This is a genomic window from Anaerostipes sp. 494a (assembly GCF_001940315.1).
In the GTDB taxonomy this organism is placed as follows: Bacteria; Bacillota; Clostridia; order Lachnospirales; family Lachnospiraceae; genus Anaerostipes; species Anaerostipes faecalis.
The window spans coordinates 78,736-101,539 of the sequence record NZ_MJIF01000001.1 but is presented as its reverse complement, the minus strand read 5'-3'; the positions used below and the strand labels follow the sequence as shown (position 1 = coordinate 101,539).

Here is a 22,804-nt window from a genome sequence, read left to right as displayed (position 1 = left end):
CCTTTATGTTGTTTTTTATAATACATAAATAATCTTCTCTTGTAAAGAGGAAATTTTCTTAAGTTATCTGATTATTAGATTATTTAATTATATAAATATTGTTTTCAGATAATGTTTTGAATTTTCTCTTATTTTCTCAAGAACAAGACATTTTATTGCAAAATTTTTTTCTGTTAGTTGTGTCGAATCTTGTTTTATATTATACTTATTTACAGCCTATTAATAGAAAGTTGAGGATATAATTGAAATGTTACAAGAAAAGAAAAACAATCCTTTGGGCACTGAGAAAATCAGTACTTTATTGCTTAGATTTGCTATTCCTAGTATTATCGCTATGCTGGTCAGTGCATTATACAATATGGTAGATCAGTTCTTCATAGGACGAAGCGTAGGAATGCTTGGAAATGCTGCTACAAACGTAGCTTTTCCTCTGGTCATGACCTGTACCGCTATTGCTTTGATGTGTGGAATTGGCGGTGCGGCTAATTTTAATTTATCCATGGGAAGGGGAGAAAAAGATAAAGCTGCAGGATTCGCAGGAAATGCTATTACTATGCTATTTACTTTAGGCATTCTTTTATGCATAATCACAAAAATATTTCTTAAACCAATGATGCTTTTATTTGGCGCTACAACCGATGTCTTAAATTATTCTTTAATATATACCAGTATTACATCTTTTGGGTTTCCTTTTTTAATATTGACCACAGGTGGAACAAATCTTGTAAGAGCTGATGGCAGTCCCAGATTTTCTATGATCTGCACTATTACAGGAGCTATTATTAATACTGTTTTAGATCCATTATTTATATTTGTTTTTCATATGGGAATATCCGGTGCCGCATGGGCAACGGTTATTGGACAGGTTATTTCAGGACTTATGGTTCTTGGTTATCTAAGGCAGTTTCATACAGTTTCCCTTACAAAAGATACCCTTATTCCAAAACCTGAAAATTGTAAAAAAATCATCACTTTAGGAATGGCACCCTGCTTTAACCAGCTGGCAATGATGATCGTCCAGATTGTAATGAACAATGTTCTTATTTTATATGGTGCTTCTTCTGTTTATGGAAGTGATATACCTCTTGCATGTGCCGGAATCATCATGAAAGTGAATATGATCTTCTTTTCTGTCAATATCGGTATTTCCCAAGGACTCCAGCCGATTATCAGCTTCAACTATGGTGCTAAGAAATATCATAGAGTGAAAGAGGCTTATTTAAAAGCCATTGTTTCCGCCACAACAATCAGTACAATCGCTTTTTTGTGTTTTCAGATGTTTCCAAGAGAAATCATCGGGTTTTTCGGTTCAGAAAGTGAAGCTTATTATCAATTTGCAGAAAAGTTTTTCCGTATTTTCCTGTTTTGTACTTTCATTAACGGAATTCAGCCGATTACTTCCAATTTCTTCACTGCAATCGGGAAAGCAAATCGAGGTATTTTCATTTCTCTGACCAGGCAGATAATCTTCCTTCTTCCACTTTTAATTATTCTGCCGATTTTCTTGGGAATTGACGGCATTATGTTCTCTGCACCGATTGCAGATGCCATTGCTGCAGTCTTTGCAATCACATTTGCCTTACGTGAACTTAGAAGCTATCCCATTTATATGTAAGAAGAAAGCGGACAAGTCCGCTATCAACTCCCTGTATCCCTCAATCATGAGGGACTTGCTCCTCTTTGCGTGCCGATATGTGCAGCAGTTTTAACTGCTTTCCTTTGTACATCGTGCACATCCGCGCGGAGCGTTTTTTGTTACATAGGAAATTCAAAGTAATTTCCTATGTAATAAAAAATAAATCCTCCTTAAGTAATTTCGGTTATATACCTTATCTACTTAAAGAGAATTTATATCAGATGTGAAATAAATTCCGCACCAAGACTCATGAGCGAATTTTAAATTAAAATATATCTATCCGCTTTTTATTAAAACGTTACATCTTTTCCATAGTAAATACATTCCAGGATCTTTTCCATATCTTCTACAGAAGTTTCTCTTGGGTTTGAACCTGTACATGCATCGCCCACAGCTCTTTCCGCAATCATATGCTTCTTCTCAAGGAATTCATCTTCCTTAACTCCAAAATCTTTCAGATTGGAAACAATATTCAAATCTGCTCTTAATTCTTTCACTGCCTTGATCAGTGATAATGTAAGTGCTTTATCTGTCATTCCCGGCAGTCCTAATTTTTTTGCAATCATCGCAAAACGGTCTGAACACACTTTTGCATTATACTGGATAACATATGGAAGATAAATGGCATTTGCACATCCATGAGGAATATGTCCTGTATCAAACACAGCTCCTGTTTTATGTGCAAGAGAATGTACGATTCCCAGCAGAGCATTGGAGAATGCCATACCTGCAAGACACTGTGCAATATGCATGTTTCCTCTTGCTTCCATATCTCCCTCATAAGAAGCTTTCAGATTATCAAAAATCATTTCTATAGCCTGAATAGCCAGAGGATCTGAAAATGGAGAATGTAATCCTGCCACATAGGCTTCGATTGCATGTGTCAATGCATCCATTCCTGTATGAGCTGTCAATGTCTGTGGCATTGTTTCAGCTAATGCCGGATCTACAATTGCAATATCCGGTGTAATTTCAAAATCAGCTAATGGATATTTGATTCCTGTACTATAATCTGTAATAACAGAAAATGCTGTAACTTCAGTTGCGGTACCTGATGTTGATGGAATTGCAATAAATTTTGCCTTATTTCTTAATTCTGGTATAGTAAATGGATCCTTAATATCATCAAAGGTTGTTTCCGGATGTTCATAAAATACCCACATTGCTTTTGCTGCATCAATTGGAGAACCTCCACCCATTGCAATAATCAGATCAGGCTCAAATTCTTTCATGACTTCGGCACCTTTCATTACGGTTTCCACAGACGGATCCGGTTCTATGCCTTCAATAAGCTGTGTTTCAATTCCAGCTTCTTTTAAATAATCAATAACCTGATCAACAAATCCAAAACGTTTCATGGATCCACCGCCCAGACAGAGAACTGCCTTTTTCCCTTTTAATGTTTTCAGTGTCTCCAGTGAACCTTCACCAAAATACAAATCTCTTGGTAATGTAAATCTTCCCATAACAACATCTCCTTTTTTATTGGATAATAACTCATCCTTCTTATTGCTACAGGTTCATTATATATTTATGTTAAAATATTATCAATATTCTTCGTGATTTTTTACAAAAATTTTATATTTTTCTAATCATTTTTTGTTCTGATTTTTAAATATTCATCTAAACCTTTTTTTCTCAGTTTACAGGATGGACATTCACCGCATCCATCTCCCATAACACCATTATAACAGGTAAGCGTTTCATTTCTGATAATATCAAAAACCCCAAGCTTATCAGCCATTTCCCAGGTTTCCTTTTTATCGATCCACATCATCGGAGTTATAATCTCAAACTCATAATCCATAGCCAGAGTAAGAGTCGTCTCCAAAGAAGAAATAAACACATGACGACAATCTGGATATCCACTGAAATCACTTTGTGAAACCCCTGTCACCAGAACGTGAATATCTCTTTGTTTTGCGAATACTGCAGCAAAAGTTAAAAATAGCATATTTCTTCCATCTACAAATGTATTTGGAGTACCTTTTTCCGGTGCATCGTGATCCACCTCCATATCCATTCTTGTCAAAGAATTTGGAGCCAGCTGATTTAATAGTTCCATATTAAGAATATGATGTTCAATTTCATACTTATTACATATATCTTTTGCACATTCAAGCTCCAGAGAATGTCTCTGTCCATAATCAAATGACAAAGCGATTACTTCATCATATTTCTTTTTTGCCCAGAATAAACAGGTCGTACTGTCTTGTCCTCCGCTAAAGACTACCACTGCTTTCGTTGGTTTACTCATGATTCTTTTCCTCCAGTCTCAAAAATTTTGAAAAAACTCAATCAGGAAGATAAAACTGCCACCTTCCCTATAGCTATTCTATTTCCCTGCCTGCATCATAAAATGCCATTTCAATGTATCATCTTTTTCAAATGCCCCTCTTAACGTAGTCGTAACAGTTTTCGCATTGTTCTTTTTGATTCCTCTTGCACTCATACAGCTATGACATCCTTCAATATAAACTGCCACATCTTCACATTCTGCCACTTCCATAATAATTTCAGCGATATCACTTCCAATTCTTTCCTGAAGCTGCAGGCGCTTTCCAACCATGTCACAAATTCTGGCAATTTTACTTAATCCTAAAACTTTTTGATTAGGTAAATATGCCACTGCCACTTTCATATCATACATCAATGCCATATGATGCTCACAGTAGCTGAAAATATCTATATCCTTTACAATGACCATATCACGATAATCTTTTACTGTCAGATCATCTTCAAAGGTTTTTGAAAACATCTGTGCCACTTGATGATTAGAATAATTCATACCTTCAAACACTTCTTCATACATTTTTGCCACACGTTCTGGTGTTTCCACAAGTCCTTCTCTCTCTGGATCATCTCCCAAAGCAATTAAAATTCCTTTGATATGCTCTTTGATTGCTTCTCTGTCAATTGCCATAACATCCTCCTACACTCCGGTTTTTTCCGGATCCCAGACTACTTTATGTATCTGGATTTGAAATCTAACTTTATTTAAGTGCTCTTCTTTCATAAATTCTACTATTTCCACTGGTTCTATTTGCCCAAATACCGGGCTAAAATAGACAATTGCTTTTTCACAAAGAGAAAATCGTTCAATTATCTCCTTTGCCCGCTCCAGATCTTCTCTGCTTCCTATTACAAATTTCACCACATCCCATGGCTTTAAATATTCCATATTTTCCAGACACATAGACTCTTCCATAAAACTGGATGGAAGTTTATAATCCATAGTCATGGAAAGTCGGGCATCCCTTTCTTTATAAAAACGAATAGGCATGCTTCCATTGGTTTCAATTTCCAGTTCCACCTGGGGAATCATTAATATACTTCCGATCAATTCTCCAATATTGTCATTCATCAAAGGTTCTCCACCAGTCAAAGTTACCAGTTGAACACCCGATTCTACAATTCTATCTGTAATCTGCTTTGACGTCATCCATTCAAAAGGTGCTTTTCTTTCATTAGCCCACTTTGTATCACAATAGGAGCAATCAAGATTACATCCTTTCAATCGTATGAACATGGCAAGTCGACCGGCTTTTTTCCCTTCTCCATTAATACTTATAAAGGTTTCTACTACCTGATATTCTTCCATTACCCTTCTCCATATCCCGCCATATTATTTGGTGTTTCATATACATTAACAAATGATACCTGATATCCTTGTGCCTTCATCCTGTCAAAGAAATATTTAGCAAAATTTTCAGCCGTAGGACGAAACTCTACCGTGATAATTTTAAATTTCTCTTCCAGCAAAGCTTCCATGGTTTTTGATTTTAATGTATTTTTCTCAACGATCAGACAGTGATCAAACTCATCTGCCAGCATTTTTACATCTTGTTTTAACTTGCCAAAATCTACAATCATCCCTCGAATCTGCCCATTCTCCTCAAGCTTTTCACTTTCCACCGTCACTTCCAGTTTCCATCGATGCCCATGGAGATTACTGCATTTTCCGTCATAACCAGCGAGAAAATGAGCCGAGTCAAAAGACGCATGTGTTGTTAATCGGTACATATAATTCCCTTTCTGTTTTATTTTTCTAATGTATATTCGCGCGGAGCGTTTTTGTTTCGTTAGGAAAGACTTTTACACTTTGGTGTAGCAAGGTCTTTCCTAATAAAATAAAAAAGATACAGATAAACGCACCTGTATCCTGAAAAATCAAATTCTTTCAAGTCCTAGTTTTATTTATAGACAGGATGGTACGAATGAACTGTCTTATTCACCTAATCCTACTAAGTATAGCATCCTTTTAGCAAAATAGCAAACAGAGATTGCGATTTTCATCGCAATCTCTACTTAATTTTTATTTATTTAACGGTTTTTTAGTCACTGACATAATCAGCATTCCAACCACTGCTCCTACAAGAACAGCTACCATATACATTAATGGATTTGTGATAACTCCAATTACAAAGATTCCACCATGAGGAGCTGGAAGTCCGCATCCAAATGCCATAGATAATGCTCCTGCTATTGCTGAACCAATAATACATGGAGGAAGAATATGGATAGGATCTCCTGCTGCAAACGGAATTGCTCCTTCTGTAATAAAAGATAATCCCATAACATAATTTACAACACCTGATTTTCTTTCACTTTCTGTAAAGCGATTTTTAAAGAAAGTTGTACAAAGTGCAATTGCAAGTGGTGGAACCATACCACCGGCCATTACTGCTGCCATAATTGCGTATTGTTCTGGTCCTGCATCTGCTACTGTTAACTGTGCTGTACCAAAAACATAAGCAGCTTTATTGAAAGGTCCGCCCATGTCAACAGACATCATTCCACCAAGGACAGCACCTAATAAAATAGAACTTGTTCCACTCATGGAAGACAGGAAATTATTAAGTCCTGTATTAATTGCACCCATCACAGGATTGATTGCAATCATAACAACGCCCATAATCAAAATACCGCAAACCGGATACAATAAAATTGGTTTTAATCCCTCTAATGCACTTGGAAGCTTATCAAAGATTTTTCTTAATGCAACCATAATATATCCACCAAGGAAACCTGCAAGCAGCGCACCGACAAAACCAGATGAAACTGCTGTAGCAGAATCATAAGACATAATATTAGCAAATGTATATCCGCCATTAGCAAGAGCTCCACCGACAAATCCAACGGCAAGTCCCGGACGATCTGCAATACTCATTGAAATAAAACCAGCAAGAATTGGAAGCATAAATCCAAAAGCCTGTTCACCAATGGTCTTTAATGTTGCCGCAAGCGGAGTATTCTTTCCAAAGTTTGCAGGGTTGATTTCCTGATTATCAAATAAAAATGCAAGGGCAATCAGAATACCACCACCGATAACAAATGGGAGCATATGTGATACACCGTTCATCAAATGTTTGTAAATCTGACGTCCGACACTTTCACCTTCTGTATTTTCTTCTTCCTGTGCCCCACCTGCGTGATGATATGTAGGAGCTTTTTTATCTAAGATTGTCTGAATCAGCTCTTCAGGCTTATTGATTCCGTCTGCAACTTTTGTCTGAAGTACCTGTTTTCCATCAAAACGAGCCATTTCAACATTTTTATCTGCTGCAACAATAATTCCATCACAATTTGCGATTTCTTCTTTTGTAAGAATATTTTTTGCTCCTCCTGAACCATTAGTTTCAGCCTTCAGCGCAATTCCCATTTCTTTTGCTTTATTTTCCAGTGATTCTGCTGCCATAAATGTATGAGCAATTCCTGTTGGACATGCAGTTACAGCCAGTACCTGATATCCCTCTTTTTTATCTTCCTTTTTTTCTTCTTTTACTTCTTCTTTCTCTTCTTCAGGAAATCTTTCGCTTTCCTTTTCATCAATTAACTTCAAATACTCTTCTTTTGATGAAGCCTTTAACAAACTATCTTTAAAAGACGGATCCATCAGCATTGTTGATAATCTTGACAATGCCTCTAAATGAACATCACTTCCTTCTGCCGGTGCTGCAATCATAAAAAACACATCAGATGGTTCTCCATCCATTGCTTCATAATCAACACCTTCCGGAACAGTCATAGAAGCAAGTCCTGCTGTTTTAACTGCTGCATTTTTGGCATGAGGAATTGCAATTCCTCCTCCGATACCTGTAGTTCCACCTGCTTCTCTGGCAAGAATTCCCTTTTTGTATTCTTCTCTGTCAGAAATATTCCCGCCTTTCATCATCAGATCAACTAAGTGATCAATAGCTTCTTCTTTACTATTAACTTTTACACCTAAGTCAATAGTTGCATCCTGCAGTAACTCAGTAATTCTCATAAAAATCCTCCTTTTTCAAATTACAATCAAAATCAGTCATTTACTGTTCAAATTTATGAGTGAATTTTACTGTTTTAATTGATTATAACATGATTTCAGTCAAAGTCAATCATTTCATTCATTTCTAAACAAATTTAACATTTTGAAAAAAAAGATGATTTTTTTTAATTCTATTTTCATTTTTTGTCATTAAAAAATTACTTTTTAACTTAATCTCCCAGCAGCATATATATTCCGATTGCAAGCATAAACAATCCAAGAACAAATTTGAAAAGTTTTGAAGCAATATCTGTACTTCCATCTTCCAATCGATTGGCAAAACCTACAGAAGTTCCTGCTGCAATAATAATCATTCCATGTCCTACAGAATAACAGAACAGCAAAACTGCACCAAGAAAATAATTTCCACTTTGTGTCGCAATTGTCAAAAGCATAAGAATGACCGGTGCTGCGCAATGGGAAGAAAAAATTCCTCCAATCATTCCAATAAAGAACGCTCCAACCAAGCCTTGTTTTCCATTTCCCGCAAGTCCATGAACATGAGGAATCAAATGAATCACATCCCACATCTGCAGTGCCATCAAAATCATTAATACTCCCAGCAGAATATGAAGAATTTCAGAATGACCTACCACATGCCCTACAATAGATGCAATAAATCCAAGGCAAATAAAAGTGAATGCTGAGCCTGCAGCAAAAGTCAATGACAGTAATAGTGCTCTTTTGGTATCTTTAATCTCATCTCCATCAGCCGTCACATAACCGGTTACCAACGGAATATTAGACATTGCACAAGGAGTCAACGATGTAAAGATTCCTGCAATTAATGCAAAAAGAGGTCCAATCCATAAATTCCCCTGTATCATATCAATAATATTTTTCACAAATGTTTCTAACATAATCAAATCCACCTTTTACAAATTTTAGGTTCCAGTAGATTATTTTACTCATTTTCAAAAAAATATGCAACAAAAACTTCATATATCTCCATTTACTAATCATAATTTCTGATAGCCCATCTCATTTTTGTAGAACGAGCTCTTCCGTTTTTTATACATTCTTCTTTCGACGGACGGATTACATCCTTTGCAATTTCCTGATATATTCCCGCTTTTTTCCCTTCTTTAAATGCGTATTTGACCAAACGGTCCTCACCAGAGTGAAATGTTAAAACTGCAACACGTCCACCTGGCTTTAACGCACCTGGAAGTTTTTCCAAAAATTCTTCCAATACTTCAAATTCACTATTTACATCTATTCGCAATGCCTGGAATGTCCTCTGGCAGGATTTTCTAACAGCCTGTTTTCGCTCATTTTCAGGAATGAAGGAAAGTGCCTGCCAAATAACATCATGCAGCTGTGTTGTTGTTTTGATTTTCTTTCCTTTTCTGATCTCCTGAACCACTTTTTTTGCAATTTGTTTTGCATATGGTTCATCTGCATTTTCTATTAGCATTCCTTCTAATTCGTCTTTTGTAATATCTTCCAGACGTTCTGCCGCTGATATTCCTTTTTCGGGATTTAACCTCAAATCCAATGGTCCTTCATATTTATAGGAAAATCCTCTCTCCGGATTATCAATTTGCATGGACGAAACACCTAGATCCGCCAAAATAAAATCAAATGGGCCAACATCTTCGGCAACCTGATCGATATTAGCAAAATTGGTTCGTCGAATAGTTAAAATATCTTCCCCAAATCCTGCATCTTTTAATCGTTTTTCAGTTTTTACCGATTCGATAGGATCAACATCCAATGCATAAATATGTCCTTTTCCTTTTAAGCATTCCAGCATCTTTCTTGTATGCCCTCCATATCCTAAAGTAGCATCTAAACCTACCTGTCCTGGATGAATATCAAAAAACTCCAGTATTTCTTTCACACAAATGGAAATATGCATTCCTGCCGGTGTACCGCCTTTTCGAATCACCTTCTCAACTGTATCCTGATATTTTTCAGGATTTAATTCTTTATATTTTTCTTCAAACTTTCGTGGATGTGTCCCTTTATAACGAACACGACGTTTATGCTTCTTTTCCTGATTTTCCATAATATCCTCTTTTCTATATTTTTTTAATATTTTTCTGCATTTACTGTCTTTTTTGGTCATATAGATAATATGTAATATATTTCCCTCTACTGTCAATATATTTTAACATAACTATCATAAAAGTATTCTATAGAAAATCAAAAATCCATCAGACTTATCATATGTCCGATGGATTTCTGTTTGAAATATGCTAGAGTTTTATCTTACTCTTTTGTCAATTTTATTTTTCATTCCGACTTTAATCGCAATATCTTTCACACTATTCTGCATATCCTTATTAATTCCAATTGCCTGTTTTCCAAGACTTTCCGGCACGACTGCCTCATCTCTGTTCAATCGGATCAGAATCTTATTTTCTTTTCTAGATGCAAGATACTCAAATGGAAATCTTATAATTGCAGGTGTATTGAAACCGATTCCAAGTTCAAACAGCACGGTTTTCTTATTTTCACATTTCTCTAAGAATTTTTCAAAGTTTTCCTCTGCCTGATGCCATGTATCATCCTCAACAAAATACTGATCACATCTTAAATTCATAGTCATTGGTCCCCCGCACACAGGACATTTAGGTACCATGTATGAAGGTACCAGGCAGTTTTTTCTAGCCTGATGCATCTGGATCATCATCTTTTCATCATCATAGATTTTCTTATGACATCCTTTAAGACACTGAATATAACCGTAATCGCCTTGAACAGCAAAAATATGGTCTTTTCCAAAACCAGCTTTATAAAACTGGTGATCTGCATTGGTGGTAAGTGCAAAATATGGCTTATCCTTTACAAGTTTATATAAAATCTGATAAAGTTCCAAAGCCTGCGGCTCTATCCTATTTACATACACATGCTTAGACCAGTACCCCCATCTTGCCTCTTCACTTTGAAATGGATAAAATCCCGCGCTGTACATATCTGTCATTCCATACTTTTCAATAAACTCAGCAAAATTATCCGTAAATCTTTTTCCACTATAAGTAAGACCTGCTGCCGCAGAAAGACCTGCCCCTGCACCGATCAGGATATAGTCTGCTTCTTCAATGACTTTTGCAGCCTGTGCAATCTGTTCATCATATTCTGTTTTCTGAAAAATATAATCTCCTGCGGGTACTCCACATAAAAACTCCTGAAATGTCATATACCTGCTCCTCTCAAATCTGATTTACCCAAATGCCATGCTTTCACCTGCATCTATATGAATCAATTTTTCCTGCTTCTATGACTAGAATTCATAAGGTGGATTGCCTGAGAAGTCTGCAATTACACCATGAGCATCCTCAAGATAGAATACTTCAAATGCCGGATTATCTGCAGTCTGATAATTGCTCTTTACGATCGGGTTCTCAAGTTCTGCTTCCTTGATTGCTTTATCATCTACAAATTCTGCCTTCCCGCTAAGGTGTATCCACTGATACTCTGGTGAAGAAACACTCTTCCATTTCCATGAAAACCCTAATCCAGAATGTAAAGTCGGACATATCATTCATGCTGTATTGGATGACCGCCTTGCACTTATTCAGCAGGAAATGGAGAACAGTATGAAATCTGTTACAATACAATCAATCATTGATGATATGAAAAAGAAACAGCAGGAAATGATTTAGCATAACACGGTCTTTTCTAATGAAATGAAAAACCACTTAAAAAGGCGACAAGAGTTATTCTTTGTCGCCTTTTCCTTACATATATGAAAATCTTTCCTTTAATTTCCTGTTTCAATACTAATCTGATTAAACTGATCCAAAAGATCATCCACATTCAGATTATCTTTATCTTTCCCTGCTTTGTCAAGAATCGCCTGACCTTGATGCATCATGATCAAACGGTTTCCGTATTCTATTGCATAACGAAGATTGTGAGTTACCATAATGGTTGTTAATCCCTTTTCTTTTACAACCTTTCCAGTAAGTTCCATAATCAGCTCTGCCGTTTTGGGGTCCAGCGCAGCGGTATGTTCATCTAAAATCAGAAATTCGATAGGTGTCATAGTTGTCATAAGCAGTGCCATCGCCTGTCTTTGTCCTCCGGATAATGCACCAACTTTGCTTCCCATCATATCTTCCAGACCAAGACCTAACTGACTCAACAACTCACGATAATAATCGATACGCTTTTTATTTGTTCCAAAACCAAGGCCGAAAGGTTTTCCTTTATTATCTGCTAAAGACATATTTTCAAGAATTGTCATCGATGGACAGGTTCCCATAGCAGGATTCTGGTATACGCGCCCTATTTTCCGCTGACGGACAAATTCTTTCTGATGAGTAATATCTTCTCCATTTAACATAATGTTTCCAGCCTCTGCCTCAAGACTTCCACAAATTAAATTCAGCATAGAAGTTTTTCCAGAACCATTACTTCCAATAACAGAAATAAAATCTCCATCCTGAATGGTTAAATTAAAATCCTTAAATAGACAAACCTCATTTACTGTTCCAATATTATAATATTTATCAATATGCTGTAATTCAATCATGCTTTCACCTTCTTCTTGCGGTCCATGCTGATAACCAGAATAATCAGGAACAATGCCGCTGTAATCATTTTCAGATCTGAAGCCGGAAGACCAACTTCAATTGCAATTGCTACACAGGCTTTATAAATTACAGAACCAATCACAACCGCAGTGGTAGCTTTCAATAAATTTCCTTTAAATACATTGGTTCCAATAATAACACTAGCCAGGCCAATAACGATGGTTCCAGTTCCCATGGAAATTTCAAAAAACCTCTGCTGCTGACACATAACACTACCTGCCAGAGACACAAGTCCGTTGGAAATTGCCAAACCTACAATTTTTACAAATCCGCTATCTTTTGCTAAAGATGTTACAATTGTCGGATTGTCACCTACTGCCCGAAGTAAATATCCTGATTTTGTTTTTAAATAAAGATCTAAAAGCACTTTCGCAATTACCATTACAATAAAAATAATAATCACAGTCTTATAAGGCATCAATACTTCAGGAAATAATCCATTTACAACATCATTATCAAAAATGGACTGGTAATTAAATAGAGGCACATTGGCACTTCCGCCAACAATCCTTAAGTTTAGTGTATAAAGTGCTGTCATGACAATAATACCTGATAAAAGATCTCGTACCTTGCATTTTACATGAATCAGTCCTGTAACGATTCCAGCTAATGCACCAGCTGCAGTTGCAGCCAGCAATGCCAGAAATGGGCTTTTTCCAGATGATACCATGACTGTCGTAATCGCAGCTCCCAATGGGAAGGTGCTGTCGACAGATAGATCAGGAAAATCCAGTATTTTATATGTAATATATACTCCCAGCGCCATAATCGCATAGATAAATCCCTGCTCAAATACGCCGATAATTAATTGTTCCATAGTGCTCAACATCTCCTAATTATTTTGCAGCTTCAATTTTATTAAAAGTCTGCTTTGCCTGTTTCTGTACGTCTTTTCCAATGGTCATGCCGATTTTTTTAGCTGCCGCTGTATTAATAATAACATCTCCATCTTTAAAAGATTCATACTTCATTTCTTTTGCTTCTTTTTCACCTTTTAAGATTTTTGCAGCCATTTCTCCTGTCTGTTCCCCTAATTTAATGAAGTCAATTCCGACACAAGCTACACATCCTAGTTTTACCTGTTCTACTTCAGAACCAAATACTGGAATCTTTGCTTTGTTTGCTTTTTCCAGATATGTCTGCATATTGCTGACAACAAGATTGTCTGTCAGGTTTGTTATACAATCTACCTTTTTGATCAGGCTGTCTGCTGCCATTGGCATATCAGCAGATGCTGAAATTCCCTGTGTGATGATCTTGAATCCATATTTGTCTGCTACTTTTTCATAAGCTTCAATACCCGCTTTAGAATTTGCCTCATTTGTACTATATAAAATTCCAACATTCTTTGCTTTTGGCATCATCTGGCGAATTAATTTCAGCTGTTTATCTGCCAGAACCATGTCAGATGTTCCTGTAATATTTCCAACGTTGTTTCCATCTTTGTCTACAAATCCTGCTGCCTCTGGAGAAGTAATCGCTGTATAAACAACCGGTGTATCTCCATCTTTTACTGCATTATATGCACTTTGCGCACTTGGTGTTGCAATGGCACAAATCATATCCAGTTCCTTTGATGCAAAGCTGGATGCAATCTGATTATCTGTTGCTGTATCTGCCTGAGAATTTTTATAGGTTATGGTTAAATTCTCACCTTCCTTAATTCCCTCATTTTCTAATCCTTGTACAAATCCTTTTCTACAGTTATCCAGAGATCCATGTTCTGCAAACTGAAGAATTCCGATTTTATAATTCTTATCTTTACTTTCCTCTTTTTTACTTCCACATCCTGTCATCATTGTCATTGCCATAACGGTTGCAAGTCCTGCTGCTAAAATTTTTTTCATATTTCTCATTGTTCTGTTCTCCTTTTTATTCCAGTTTACTAAATCAAATTGAAAAATAGAAAAATAAAAAGCCCCAAGCATCATCTGCTTGAGGCGAAATATCCGCGGTACCACTCAAATTGACATCATAAAACATGTCCACTCTCATCATATACTATCATATATGCCCACTGTGATAACGGGTCGGGTGCCCGGCGACTCCTACTGCTACTTCAGAATCACCCTCGAAAGTCCATTCATCAGGGAAGTCATGCTGCAATCCCACCACCTGCAGCTCTCTGAGATTCCTTCAAATCCTGCTTACTACTCTTTCTCAACGGTTTTTTTTCTATTTGTTTAAAATCATAATACTTTTGGAGAATGATGTCAAGAAAATTTTTTACATTATTTATAAAAAGAATGTCCCTCATAAGTAAACAGCATGGTCAGATTGTTTTCAAACCAAGATACATTTCGTGGATTTGCCATTGTTTTTTCTACAAAATATAATGCCCCTTCTGAGTAATCTTCTCCTTCTAATGCTCGTTTTACACTTTCTCTGGAACTCTTTGTTACATGAACAGCATCATATCTTCCATCTGCTGTAGGTGAAAACTGAACTTTTCCATTTTCTCTCTGAAACACAACTTTTTCAATAGAATCAGGAAATTCCTTGGAACGAACTCTGTTTAATATAACATTAGCAACTAAAATCTTACTTTTTATATCTTTGTCCGTAGCTTCTGCTTCCACAATTCGTTCCAAAACAGCTCGTTCTCTGGTAGTTATCTGATGACTGGTACCTGGAATAAAAACAGGTTTTTCCAAAATTTTCTTTTCCAGATTAATTTTTGTTATCAGCTGTGCATGTAGCAAATAATCTCTCTGTTCTTTTAAAAGTCTCGTCTGTACCAGATGTTCCATTTTTTCATTACTTTCCTTAGGCAGCCGCATAAACTCACTGGCACAGACATTCTGTCCAAAACTGCATAGCCCAATAGAACATACAATGGCTGCAATTTCTATTTTTTTCTTCAATATCACATACGCTCCTTTAATATAGTGTATGCATCTTTGAAAAAAATATTCTTACAGAAAAATAAATTATTCTAACAATTTTCCATCTTTTATTACAGCTTTCAAATTCAACTCTTTATCCCATAAAACAAGATTTGCTTTTTTGCCTTGTTGAATCGAACCATACAGTTTATCAATTCCAAGACTCTTGGCAGGATTAATAGTTGCACATGCTATTGCTGTTTCCAGCGGAATCTGCATTTCCCTGACAACTGTTCTGACACAATCAGGCAGTGTAGTCACTGAACCTGCCAACGCTCCATCTGATACTAAAGTTGCATGCTTTCCCTTTACTTTTACATCCAGCCCACCTAAAGTATACTGTCCGTCCGGCATACCTGCTGCTCTCATACTATCACTTATTAAGACCATTCGTTCTTTACCTAGCATTTCAAAAGTTGCTCTTACAGTTGCTGGATGAATATGAATACCATCACAGATAATTTCTGCCATTACATGTTTACTGTCAGCTACTGCACCAACAACACCCGGTTCCCGATGAGTAAATGGAGGCATTGCATTATACAGATGAACTGCATGATTTGCCCCTGCGTCAAATGCTTTTTTTGCCTTATCATAGTCTGCATTGGTATGAGCAAGAGAAACTGATACTTCTCCTTTTACAGTCTTGATAAACTCATCTGTATCACTTTCTTCTGGTGCAATTCCAATGAATTTTACCAGTCCATCTGCAGCTTTTTGAAATCTTCGGTATACATCTATATCACAGGGAACAATGTTTCTTTCATCCTGAGCTCCCTTTTTGATTTTGCTTATAAAAGGACCTTCCATATTGATTCCTACCAGATCTGCTCTGGAAATCATATTCTCTTCCAGCTGTTTCTTTCTGTAATCTGCCCCTGTCTTTAGAATCTGTTCCAGTTCTGCTACCGGCAATGTCATTGTAGCCGGAGCAATGGAGGTAACGCCGATAGAAGCCTCATATCTGGCAATCTGGTCTATTGCTTCCAGGGTTCCATCGCAAAAATCATAGCCTTTACATCCGTGAAAATGCAGATCGATCATTCCAGGAATACAATAACATCCTTGTCCATCAATAATTTCTTCATTTTCATTATTTATGCATTGAGGTTCAACCCCCTGCATTACCTGTTCAATTCTATCAGATTTTGTGATTATGATTCCGTCTTCAAATTTATTTTTTTCTGTATATACTTTTATATTTTTTATAATCATTTTCACTATCCCCACAGTCATTTTTTATTCCATATAGCAGAAAAAACGCCAAAGGCGTTCTTTCATTTATTTTGGCATTTTAGATAACGCTGCTTCGTCTGCAACCAATGTTACATCTGGATGAAGCTGAAGAATAGAACCTGGTACTTCTGGAGTAATTGGTCCGCAAACAGATGCTCTCACTGCTTCTGCTTTTTCTTCACCACTTGCTACCAGCAGAATTTTCTTCGCACTTAAAATTGTTCCGATTCCCATAGAATAAGCCTGTTTTGGAACGTCATCTGCAGAAGCAAAGAATCTCTTATTTGCATCAATAGTGCTTTCCAATAAATCTACACAATGAACTGCTTTATCAAATGAATCAGATGGCTCATTAAATCCAATATGACCGTTACGTCCAATACCTAATAACTGAAGGTCTGCTCCGCCAAAAGATCGAATAAGCTTTTCATATCGAACACATTCTGCATCTGGATCTTCAGCAATACCATTTGGAAGATATGTGTTATCCGAATTAATATTTACTTTATCAAATAAATGTTTATGCATGAAATAGTAGTAGCTCTGATCATTTTCTTTATTCAGACCTTTGTATTCATCCAGGTTTACTGTAGTTACTTCTGAAAAGTCTATATCCCCTTTGTTATACCATTCTACCAGCTGAGCATAAATTCCTTCTGGTGAGGAACCTGTTGCCAGTCCTAAAACACAGTCTGGTTTCATGATAACCTGTGCAGAAATAATATTTGCTCCCTGTCTGCTCATTTCCTTGTAATCTTTTGCTTTAATAATTCTCATCTTTTTCTCCTTTTAATGCTTTTACTGTGTTATCATGTAATGCTGCTTTTTTTATTTTATCTTGTTTTACATAATAAGAATAAATCAAATCCAGCATAATTAAAATTGGAAACTGCGGTGAAATAATATTTCCATAATTTAAATATTTTAATGACGGAATCAATACCATTTCATCACAAAATTCACTATAGTCTTCCTTATTTTTTCCAGTAATCAAAATAGTCTTTGCTTTTCGCCTGCGCGATTCCTGCAACATATTCAATACGCCTACTGTATCACCGCTAATGCTGATGCCAATGACAAGATTGCTTTCTTTTTGAAATACTGCCTGCATTTTCATTAAATCTGTATCCTGTATGGAATTAATGTCCACTCCTATTCTCATGAATCTTAATTCCATTTCTTTGGCCGCAATTCCAGAACTTCCTTTACCACATACAAAAACTCTTTTGGCCTTATTCAGGCTATCACAAATTCTTACAATCTGCTCTTCATCCATCAGGCTGTATGTTTTATTTAGTAATTCCTGATACGCATTTAATACCATTCTGGTATGATTTGCAATGGACTCATTTTTTTCAACAAAAGTCTGTTCATATTGGTAAATAAATTCCCGATATCCCCGGTATCCGCATTTTTGTGAAAATCTGGAAAGTGATGCTTCTGACACAAATAGCCTCTCCGAAATGGATCTGGCTGAGAAATCAACTTGTTCCTGATTTTTCATAAAAAAATCTGCAATCACCTTTTCCATTGGTGTAAAATTTTCATAATTAGATTCAATAACCGGTACAACTGATTTCACATAATATTCCATATCATCTCTCCTGTTTAAATTACAAAGCTTCTACGAAGGATTTTGTAATCAACTGTGGTCTGGTTATAATAGAACCTACCACTACACTGAAGGCACCGAGATCTATGACCCTTTTTGCTTTTTGCGGAGTATTGATATTCCCCTCGGCAATCACACGATGTTTTACATTTTCAAGAATCTTTCTTAAAACTTCAAAATCATTTTCGTCTATCTTCAGATGTTTACTTTGTTCTGTATATCCGACTAAAGTTGTCCCAATAAAATCAAAACCTAGCTCATCTGCATGGATTGCTTCTTCCACCGTAGAACAATCTGCCATTAAAAGCTGATCCGGATATTTTTCTTTTATCTGATGAAAAAACTCATCTATAGTTTGTCCATCCGGTCTGACTGAGCCAGTTGCATCCAATGCAATAATTTCAGGTTTCACTTCCATTAATTCGTCGACTTCTTTCATAGTTGGTGTAATATACACTTTACAGTCTTCGTAATTTCGCTTTACAATTCCTATCACTGGTAAATCTACCTGAGATTGAATCTCTTTGATGTCTTCCCTGGTGTTTGCACGAATCCCAACGGCACCGCCTTCTTTTGCAGCTAATGCCATTCTTCCCATTATAAAAGAAGAATGTAACGGTTCTTCCGGCAAAGCCTGGCAGGAAACGATTAACTTGCCTTTTAATCGTTCTACTTTATCATTCATCTCTCTTACCTCCTTTATCTGCATTATATTTATATTTGATTTTATTTTCAATAGTTTATGCCAATTCTGAAAGTACTTTCTTTTTTTTAAATTTTATAAACTTTACTCCTGATTTTTTGCTGAATTTTATAAAACATTCTCTCGGTTTCTGCAATTTCTTTCGATAAAACTACGATTTGTAAAAAACCTCTTAAGTAATACCATTACCTAAGATGTTTCTTGCATATTTGCATAATTTATCAATATTTTTATCTGATACCTTACCAATATAATAAAGAAATAAAAAAGACATCTGCCATTATTTCAGCAGATGTCCTTTCTTCATATGTTTAGCCAGCCGATAAGCCGGGTTCTGTCGTTGAATGGTCATCTATCTCGACTTACTGTTACCAGCAAGCTCCAGCGACCCACCTGAAAACAAATCGGGCCAATTTATAGTTTTCATTTCGGTCTTGCTTCGGATGAGGTTTACATGTGCCCTGTCTGTTACCAGACAGGCGGTAAGCTCTTACCTTGCCTTTCCACCCTTACCATAAAAATGGCGGTTTATTTCTGTTGCACTAGCTTGAGGGTCACCCCTACCGGACGTTATCCGGCATCCTGCCCTGTGAAGCCCGGACTTTCCTCACCATTTCCCTTTCGTCTGAAATGGCGCGACCATTTGTCTGACTAAACACAAACGTCATCATAACATACCTTGTCATTTAGTGCAAGTTAAGTTTCAAAACAGCTTCCACCAATAAACTCCCGCAAAAGAGAGCTTTTTGGGATATCCTCGCTTTTAATATTCATAAAATAATCCAGAAAATTCAACAGCCTCTTGGCTTCCTGATACTCCGGACAATCCTGTGGCACAGCAAATAACAAAGGCTCTGCATATTGTTTTAACACTGCAAGCTCATAAATCTGTGCAGAATTAAACATAATATCCGCTTCTTCCTGATAAGGAAAAATATTATCTTCTTCCCCTTTTCTAACAGAATCCCAACGGGCAATGGTGTCTCTTGCATCATTCCCACGGCGCATGGCATCTCTTACAATCCTCCGAAGAAGCCTTCCATCAGAACTTGGAATACGATTGTGCTCATCCAGGTTTATCTGGCTTAATGCACTTACATAAATTTTGTATTTATTTTCTTCAGGAATATTGGCAGAAAGAATACCATTTAATCCATGGATTCCTTCGATTACCAGAATATCATCTGATCCGATCTGCAGTTGATTTCCTCTGTATTCACGCTTTCCGGTAATAAAGTTATATGTTGGCATGGATATTTTTTCTCCATTCAGCAAGCGATTTATATGTTCTGAAAACAATTCCACATCCAGAGATGCTATAGTTTCAAAATTATAATTTCCTTTTTCATCTTTTGGAGATTTTTCACGATCATAAAAATAATCATCCAAAGCAATGGGGTGGGGATGTTTTCCTGCAATTTCCAGCTGAATCGATAGTCTGTGAGAAAAAGTGGTCTTGCCGGAAGAAGATGGACCGGCAATTAATACAATTCGTTTTTTCTGCTGGACAATTTTATCTGCAATATCTGATAGCAGTTTTTCCTGTAATCCTTCCTGAAGAAGAATCAAATGACTGGTCTTACCTTCTGTAATTACTTCATTTAATGCACCAACCGTATCAACACCTAAAGTCTTACACCATTCACGGGATCTCTGCATAACACGAAATAATTTAGGCTGAGGATAAAAACGGGCAATTTCTTCTGTTTGATGACGCTTCGGTGTCTGAAGTACCATTCCATCCTGATATGAAGACACAAGAAACGTTCCGATATAGCCTGTAGAAGGTGCCATATATCCGTAAAAATAGTTATCATATCCATCTAAGGAATAAATATTGGTCCTGGATTCTCTTCTAAAACGAAACAGTCTCTGCTTTTCCCTTAAACCGGCTTGGGCAAAATACTTCCTTGCCTGAGATGTGTCAACGGATTTCTTTTCAATAGAAAGATCTGCCTTATATAATTCCTGCATTCGTCTTTGAATTTTATCTGCCAGTTCTTTATCTACCGTCACTCCATCCATTAAAAACTCACAAAAAGTACTGTTCCCTATGGAATAATTAATGGCAATATCATCTGCTGCACCCTTTCCAAGAACATCTTCACATGCTTTTAAAAACATAAACATTGCTGTTCTCTTATAGGTCATATATCCAGCCTGTTCCTCCAATGTTACAAATCTGACATAACTATCTTTTACCAGCGGATAAAACAGCTCTTTTAACTTTCCATCTGCATAGGCCAGTAAAATTTCAGACTCTTCTGGTTTTTGAACGACCTTTGCCAATTGAGCCAGCGTAGTCCCCTGCTCTACCTGATAGACTGTCTGATTGACTGTAACATGTATCATAAACATCACCCCTTTTTAGAATGTCTTTGACTTTCTTTTTGCGTGTTTATATTATAACTTTAAACGGACTTCCTGCTTTCAAAGAAATTATTTCACATTCCGGAAGTTTTTTCTTTAAAAGCTCTTCCATATCATCAATAAAAACCTGTTCCAGTCCATAATGTCCCGCATCGATAACTGTCAATCCCATATCAACAGCATCTAATCCTTCATGATGTCCAAAATCTCCTGTAACAAGTACATCGGCCTCTTTTTCCATTGCCTCTTTCATTAGACTTTTTCCAGAACCTGGAACAACTGCAACTTTCTCTATTTGCTGCTGTGGATCTCCATAAATCATAACTGAATCAAGTCCAAAATCATTTTTCACTTTTTTTGCAAATTCCTGTAATGATTTTTTTTCTTTAAATGTACTAATAAAACCAATTCCTTTATTATCTGATGCCAATGCAGGATTAGATGAAATTTCCACTGGTGCATCTGCAGTAAGACAAAGTCGTCTTCCTACAGCATCACACATTCTGTAAACATCATAATTGGTATGCATTCCATAACAGCAAATATCATTGCGAATCAGTGTTAGCAATTTCTTCTGGAGGAAATCATCACTGGTACATTTTTGAATTTTGGAAAATATTACCGGATGGTGTGCAAGAATAAAATCAACATTTTCTTTTACAGCCATTTCCACCACTTCATTGGTTATATCTAAGACTACAAGAATTTTCCTTACTTCCTGTTCCATATCTCCCACAAGAAATCCCGGATTATCCCAGCTTTCTGCTCCATCTAAAGGCACTTCCCTCTCCAGAAATTCTACCACATCTCTACATTTCATAATATCCCAATGCCTCCCTTATATTACAAAGCATGGTTTTAACTTCTTTTTTTCTGATTTTTATATGTTCCTTTGATTCATCGGTTAATGTTGCACATATTTTTTCATATTTCTGATATTCCAGATCCAGGTATTCCAAAAGTACTGGATGTTTGTCTAGAATCAGATTCTGGCCAAACAAATAAAAACATTCTTTTTTATACTCTTCATGTCCATGAACAGCTCTCATGATCATATAATATTTTCCATCTTCACAAAGCATCTCTTCTTCTAAAATGCGAAAGTTATGATCATGAAGAAAATGCCTTACTTTTTCAAGATGAGACTGAGGAGAAAGAATAAGCTCTTTCACCGAATCAAGCTTATCTAAATCCTGTTCCAGAATACGAACCACGAGATCTCCACCCATACCTGTGATTACAACAGAATCAACTTCCCCTATAGGAAGTTGATCCAATCCATCAGAAAGAATGCAGGTAACTTTATCTACTGCAGTACTCTCTGCAATATGTTGTTTTGCGCGATTTAACGGCTCCTGATTCACATCCATAGCATATGCCTTTGGACAATGTCCCATCTCCGTCAAATAAATTGGTATGTATCCATGATCCGTTCCAATATCTGCTGCACAATAACCTTCTGTTACAAAAGAAGCAATCGTTTTTAAACGGTTTGATAATTCCATTTCTAC

21 protein-coding genes, 1 other RNA gene, 1 pseudogene and 1 other annotated feature are annotated in these 22,804 nt (G+C 36.5%); of the genes and pseudogenes, 1 reads left to right on the top strand and 22 read right to left on the bottom strand.

The features are described from left to right. Positions 1–247: 247 nt before the first annotated feature. Complete coding sequence (locus BHF70_RS00530) at positions 248–1,615, top strand: MATE family efflux transporter (protein ID WP_075758431.1); 1,368 nt, start codon at positions 248–250, stop codon at positions 1,613–1,615. Positions 1,616–1,926: 311 nt separating this feature from the next. Here the strand turns inward: BHF70_RS00530 and BHF70_RS00525 are convergent, their stop codons facing one another. The 22 genes and pseudogenes from BHF70_RS00525 to BHF70_RS00420 all read right to left on the bottom strand — a co-directional run bounded on the left by BHF70_RS00525 (position 1,927) and on the right by BHF70_RS00420 (position 22,798). Further along, positions 1,927–3,102 (bottom strand): iron-containing alcohol dehydrogenase, encoded by a 1,176-nt coding sequence (locus BHF70_RS00525; protein WP_075758430.1) that lies wholly within the window; start codon positions 3,100–3,102, stop codon positions 1,927–1,929. Between the two features lie 122 nt (positions 3,103–3,224). Beyond that, entirely contained in the window at positions 3,225–3,893 is a 669-nt protein-coding gene (gene queC / locus BHF70_RS00520) for a 7-cyano-7-deazaguanine synthase QueC (protein WP_075758429.1), read from the bottom strand. A gap of 78 nt (positions 3,894–3,971) precedes the next feature. Continuing rightward, on the bottom strand, positions 3,972–4,559 hold the full coding sequence (gene folE / locus BHF70_RS00515; RefSeq protein WP_075758428.1) for a GTP cyclohydrolase I FolE: 588 nt from the start codon (positions 4,557–4,559) through the stop codon (positions 3,972–3,974). 9 nt (positions 4,560–4,568) lie between these two features. Further along, complete coding sequence (gene queE / locus BHF70_RS00510; RefSeq protein ID WP_075758427.1) at positions 4,569–5,237, bottom strand: putative 7-carboxy-7-deazaguanine synthase QueE; 669 nt, start codon at positions 5,235–5,237, stop codon at positions 4,569–4,571. Further along, positions 5,237–5,659, bottom strand: coding sequence for a 6-carboxytetrahydropterin synthase QueD (gene queD / locus BHF70_RS00505; RefSeq protein WP_075758426.1), 423 nt, complete (start codon positions 5,657–5,659; stop codon positions 5,237–5,239). Before queD ends, queE begins: the two co-directional genes overlap by 1 nt. 292 nt (positions 5,660–5,951) lie before the next feature. Beyond that, positions 5,952–7,904: a PTS fructose transporter subunit IIABC gene (locus BHF70_RS00500; RefSeq protein ID WP_075758425.1), complete on the bottom strand. Its 1,953-nt coding sequence runs from the start codon at positions 7,902–7,904 to the stop codon at positions 5,952–5,954. 209 nt (positions 7,905–8,113) lie between these two features. Further along, complete coding sequence (locus tag BHF70_RS00495) at positions 8,114–8,803, bottom strand: cytochrome c biogenesis CcdA family protein (RefSeq protein WP_083638196.1); 690 nt, start codon at positions 8,801–8,803, stop codon at positions 8,114–8,116. Positions 8,804–8,898: 95 nt separating this feature from the next. After that, positions 8,899–9,954, bottom strand: coding sequence for a 16S rRNA (cytosine(1402)-N(4))-methyltransferase RsmH (gene rsmH, locus BHF70_RS00490; RefSeq protein WP_083638456.1), 1,056 nt, complete (start codon positions 9,952–9,954; stop codon positions 8,899–8,901). A 198-nt stretch (positions 9,955–10,152) separates the two neighbouring features. Continuing rightward, a complete protein-coding gene (locus BHF70_RS00485; protein ID WP_075758422.1) occupies positions 10,153–11,088 on the bottom strand; it encodes a Sir2 silent information regulator family NAD-dependent deacetylase in 936 nt (311 codons plus the stop codon). An 84-nt stretch (positions 11,089–11,172) separates the two neighbouring features. Beyond that, positions 11,173–11,382 (bottom strand): annotated as a pseudogene (locus BHF70_RS00480) (pyridoxamine 5'-phosphate oxidase family protein); the annotation flags it as partial. 270 nt (positions 11,383–11,652) lie between these two features. Continuing rightward, positions 11,653–12,426: an ABC transporter ATP-binding protein gene (locus BHF70_RS00475; RefSeq protein WP_075758421.1), complete on the bottom strand. Its 774-nt coding sequence runs from the start codon at positions 12,424–12,426 to the stop codon at positions 11,653–11,655. After that, positions 12,423–13,304 (bottom strand): ABC transporter permease, encoded by an 882-nt coding sequence (locus BHF70_RS00470; RefSeq protein ID WP_075758420.1) that lies wholly within the window; start codon positions 13,302–13,304, stop codon positions 12,423–12,425. The genes BHF70_RS00475 and BHF70_RS00470 overlap by 4 nt, the downstream gene beginning before the upstream one ends. A 19-nt stretch (positions 13,305–13,323) precedes the next feature. Next, a complete protein-coding gene (locus BHF70_RS00465; RefSeq protein WP_075758419.1) occupies positions 13,324–14,343 on the bottom strand; it encodes an ABC transporter substrate-binding protein in 1,020 nt (339 codons plus the stop codon). Between the two features lie 77 nt (positions 14,344–14,420). Further along, positions 14,421–14,660: a binding site (T-box leader), on the bottom strand. Positions 14,661–14,718: 58 nt separating this feature from the next. Next, positions 14,719–15,357: a cell wall hydrolase gene (locus BHF70_RS00460; RefSeq protein ID WP_075758418.1), complete on the bottom strand. Its 639-nt coding sequence runs from the start codon at positions 15,355–15,357 to the stop codon at positions 14,719–14,721. Positions 15,358–15,417: 60 nt separating this feature from the next. Then, a complete protein-coding gene (nagA, locus tag BHF70_RS00455; protein ID WP_075758417.1) occupies positions 15,418–16,587 on the bottom strand; it encodes an N-acetylglucosamine-6-phosphate deacetylase in 1,170 nt (389 codons plus the stop codon). A gap of 66 nt (positions 16,588–16,653) precedes the next feature. Next, positions 16,654–17,385, bottom strand: coding sequence for a glucosamine-6-phosphate deaminase (nagB, locus tag BHF70_RS00450; RefSeq protein ID WP_075758416.1), 732 nt, complete (start codon positions 17,383–17,385; stop codon positions 16,654–16,656). Next, positions 17,372–18,202, bottom strand: a complete 831-nt coding sequence (locus BHF70_RS00445) for a MurR/RpiR family transcriptional regulator (RefSeq protein WP_075758415.1) — start codon at positions 18,200–18,202, stop codon at positions 17,372–17,374. Before BHF70_RS00445 ends, nagB begins: the two co-directional genes overlap by 14 nt. Before the next feature lie 19 nt (positions 18,203–18,221). Continuing rightward, positions 18,222–18,905, bottom strand: coding sequence for an N-acetylmannosamine-6-phosphate 2-epimerase (locus tag BHF70_RS00440; protein ID WP_075758414.1), 684 nt, complete (start codon positions 18,903–18,905; stop codon positions 18,222–18,224). 325 nt (positions 18,906–19,230) lie between these two features. After that, positions 19,231–19,578, bottom strand: an RNA gene (gene rnpB / locus BHF70_RS00435) — RNase P RNA component class A. Between the two features lie 41 nt (positions 19,579–19,619). Continuing rightward, positions 19,620–21,275 (bottom strand): nucleoside kinase, encoded by a 1,656-nt coding sequence (locus BHF70_RS00430; RefSeq protein ID WP_075758413.1) that lies wholly within the window; start codon positions 21,273–21,275, stop codon positions 19,620–19,622. Between the two features lie 46 nt (positions 21,276–21,321). After that, a complete protein-coding gene (locus BHF70_RS00425; RefSeq protein ID WP_075758412.1) occupies positions 21,322–22,113 on the bottom strand; it encodes a Nif3-like dinuclear metal center hexameric protein in 792 nt (263 codons plus the stop codon). Beyond that, on the bottom strand, positions 22,103–22,798 hold the full coding sequence (locus BHF70_RS00420) for a tRNA (adenine(22)-N(1))-methyltransferase (protein ID WP_075758411.1): 696 nt from the start codon (positions 22,796–22,798) through the stop codon (positions 22,103–22,105). Before BHF70_RS00420 ends, BHF70_RS00425 begins: the two co-directional genes overlap by 11 nt. Positions 22,799–22,804 lie beyond the last annotated feature (6 nt).

Excerpts from the sequence above, each read along its gene's own strand:
- BHF70_RS00530 (WP_075758431.1), top strand. The coding sequence starts at position 248 with ATGTTACAAGAAAAGAAAAACAATCCTTTGGGCACTGAGAAAATCAGT.
- BHF70_RS00525 (WP_075758430.1), bottom strand. The coding sequence starts at position 3,102 with ATGGGAAGATTTACATTACCAAGAGATTTGTATTTTGGTGAAGGTTCA.
- queC (WP_075758429.1), bottom strand. The coding sequence starts at position 3,893 with ATGAGTAAACCAACGAAAGCAGTGGTAGTCTTTAGCGGAGGACAAGAC.
- folE (WP_075758428.1), bottom strand. The coding sequence starts at position 4,559 with ATGGCAATTGACAGAGAAGCAATCAAAGAGCATATCAAAGGAATTTTA.
- queE (WP_075758427.1), bottom strand. The coding sequence starts at position 5,237 with ATGGAAGAATATCAGGTAGTAGAAACCTTTATAAGTATTAATGGAGAA.
- queD (WP_075758426.1), bottom strand. The coding sequence starts at position 5,659 with ATGTACCGATTAACAACACATGCGTCTTTTGACTCGGCTCATTTTCTC.
- BHF70_RS00500 (WP_075758425.1), bottom strand. The coding sequence starts at position 7,904 with ATGAGAATTACTGAGTTACTGCAGGATGCAACTATTGACTTAGGTGTA.
- BHF70_RS00495 (WP_083638196.1), bottom strand. The coding sequence starts at position 8,803 with ATGTTAGAAACATTTGTGAAAAATATTATTGATATGATACAGGGGAAT.
- rsmH (WP_083638456.1), bottom strand. The coding sequence starts at position 9,954 with ATGGAAAATCAGGAAAAGAAGCATAAACGTCGTGTTCGTTATAAAGGG.
- BHF70_RS00485 (WP_075758422.1), bottom strand. The coding sequence starts at position 11,088 with ATGACATTTCAGGAGTTTTTATGTGGAGTACCCGCAGGAGATTATATT.
- BHF70_RS00475 (WP_075758421.1), bottom strand. The coding sequence starts at position 12,426 with ATGATTGAATTACAGCATATTGATAAATATTATAATATTGGAACAGTA.
- BHF70_RS00470 (WP_075758420.1), bottom strand. The coding sequence starts at position 13,304 with ATGGAACAATTAATTATCGGCGTATTTGAGCAGGGATTTATCTATGCG.
- BHF70_RS00465 (WP_075758419.1), bottom strand. The coding sequence starts at position 14,343 with ATGAGAAATATGAAAAAAATTTTAGCAGCAGGACTTGCAACCGTTATG.
- nagA (WP_075758417.1), bottom strand. The coding sequence starts at position 16,587 with ATGATTATAAAAAATATAAAAGTATATACAGAAAAAAATAAATTTGAA.
- nagB (WP_075758416.1), bottom strand. The coding sequence starts at position 17,385 with ATGAGAATTATTAAAGCAAAAGATTACAAGGAAATGAGCAGACAGGGA.
- BHF70_RS00445 (WP_075758415.1), bottom strand. The coding sequence starts at position 18,202 with ATGGAATATTATGTGAAATCAGTTGTACCGGTTATTGAATCTAATTAT.
- BHF70_RS00440 (WP_075758414.1), bottom strand. The coding sequence starts at position 18,905 with ATGAATGATAAAGTAGAACGATTAAAAGGCAAGTTAATCGTTTCCTGC.
- BHF70_RS00430 (WP_075758413.1), bottom strand. The coding sequence starts at position 21,275 with ATGATACATGTTACAGTCAATCAGACAGTCTATCAGGTAGAGCAGGGG.
- BHF70_RS00425 (WP_075758412.1), bottom strand. The coding sequence starts at position 22,113 with ATGAAATGTAGAGATGTGGTAGAATTTCTGGAGAGGGAAGTGCCTTTA.
- BHF70_RS00420 (WP_075758411.1), bottom strand. The coding sequence starts at position 22,798 with ATGGAATTATCAAACCGTTTAAAAACGATTGCTTCTTTTGTAACAGAA.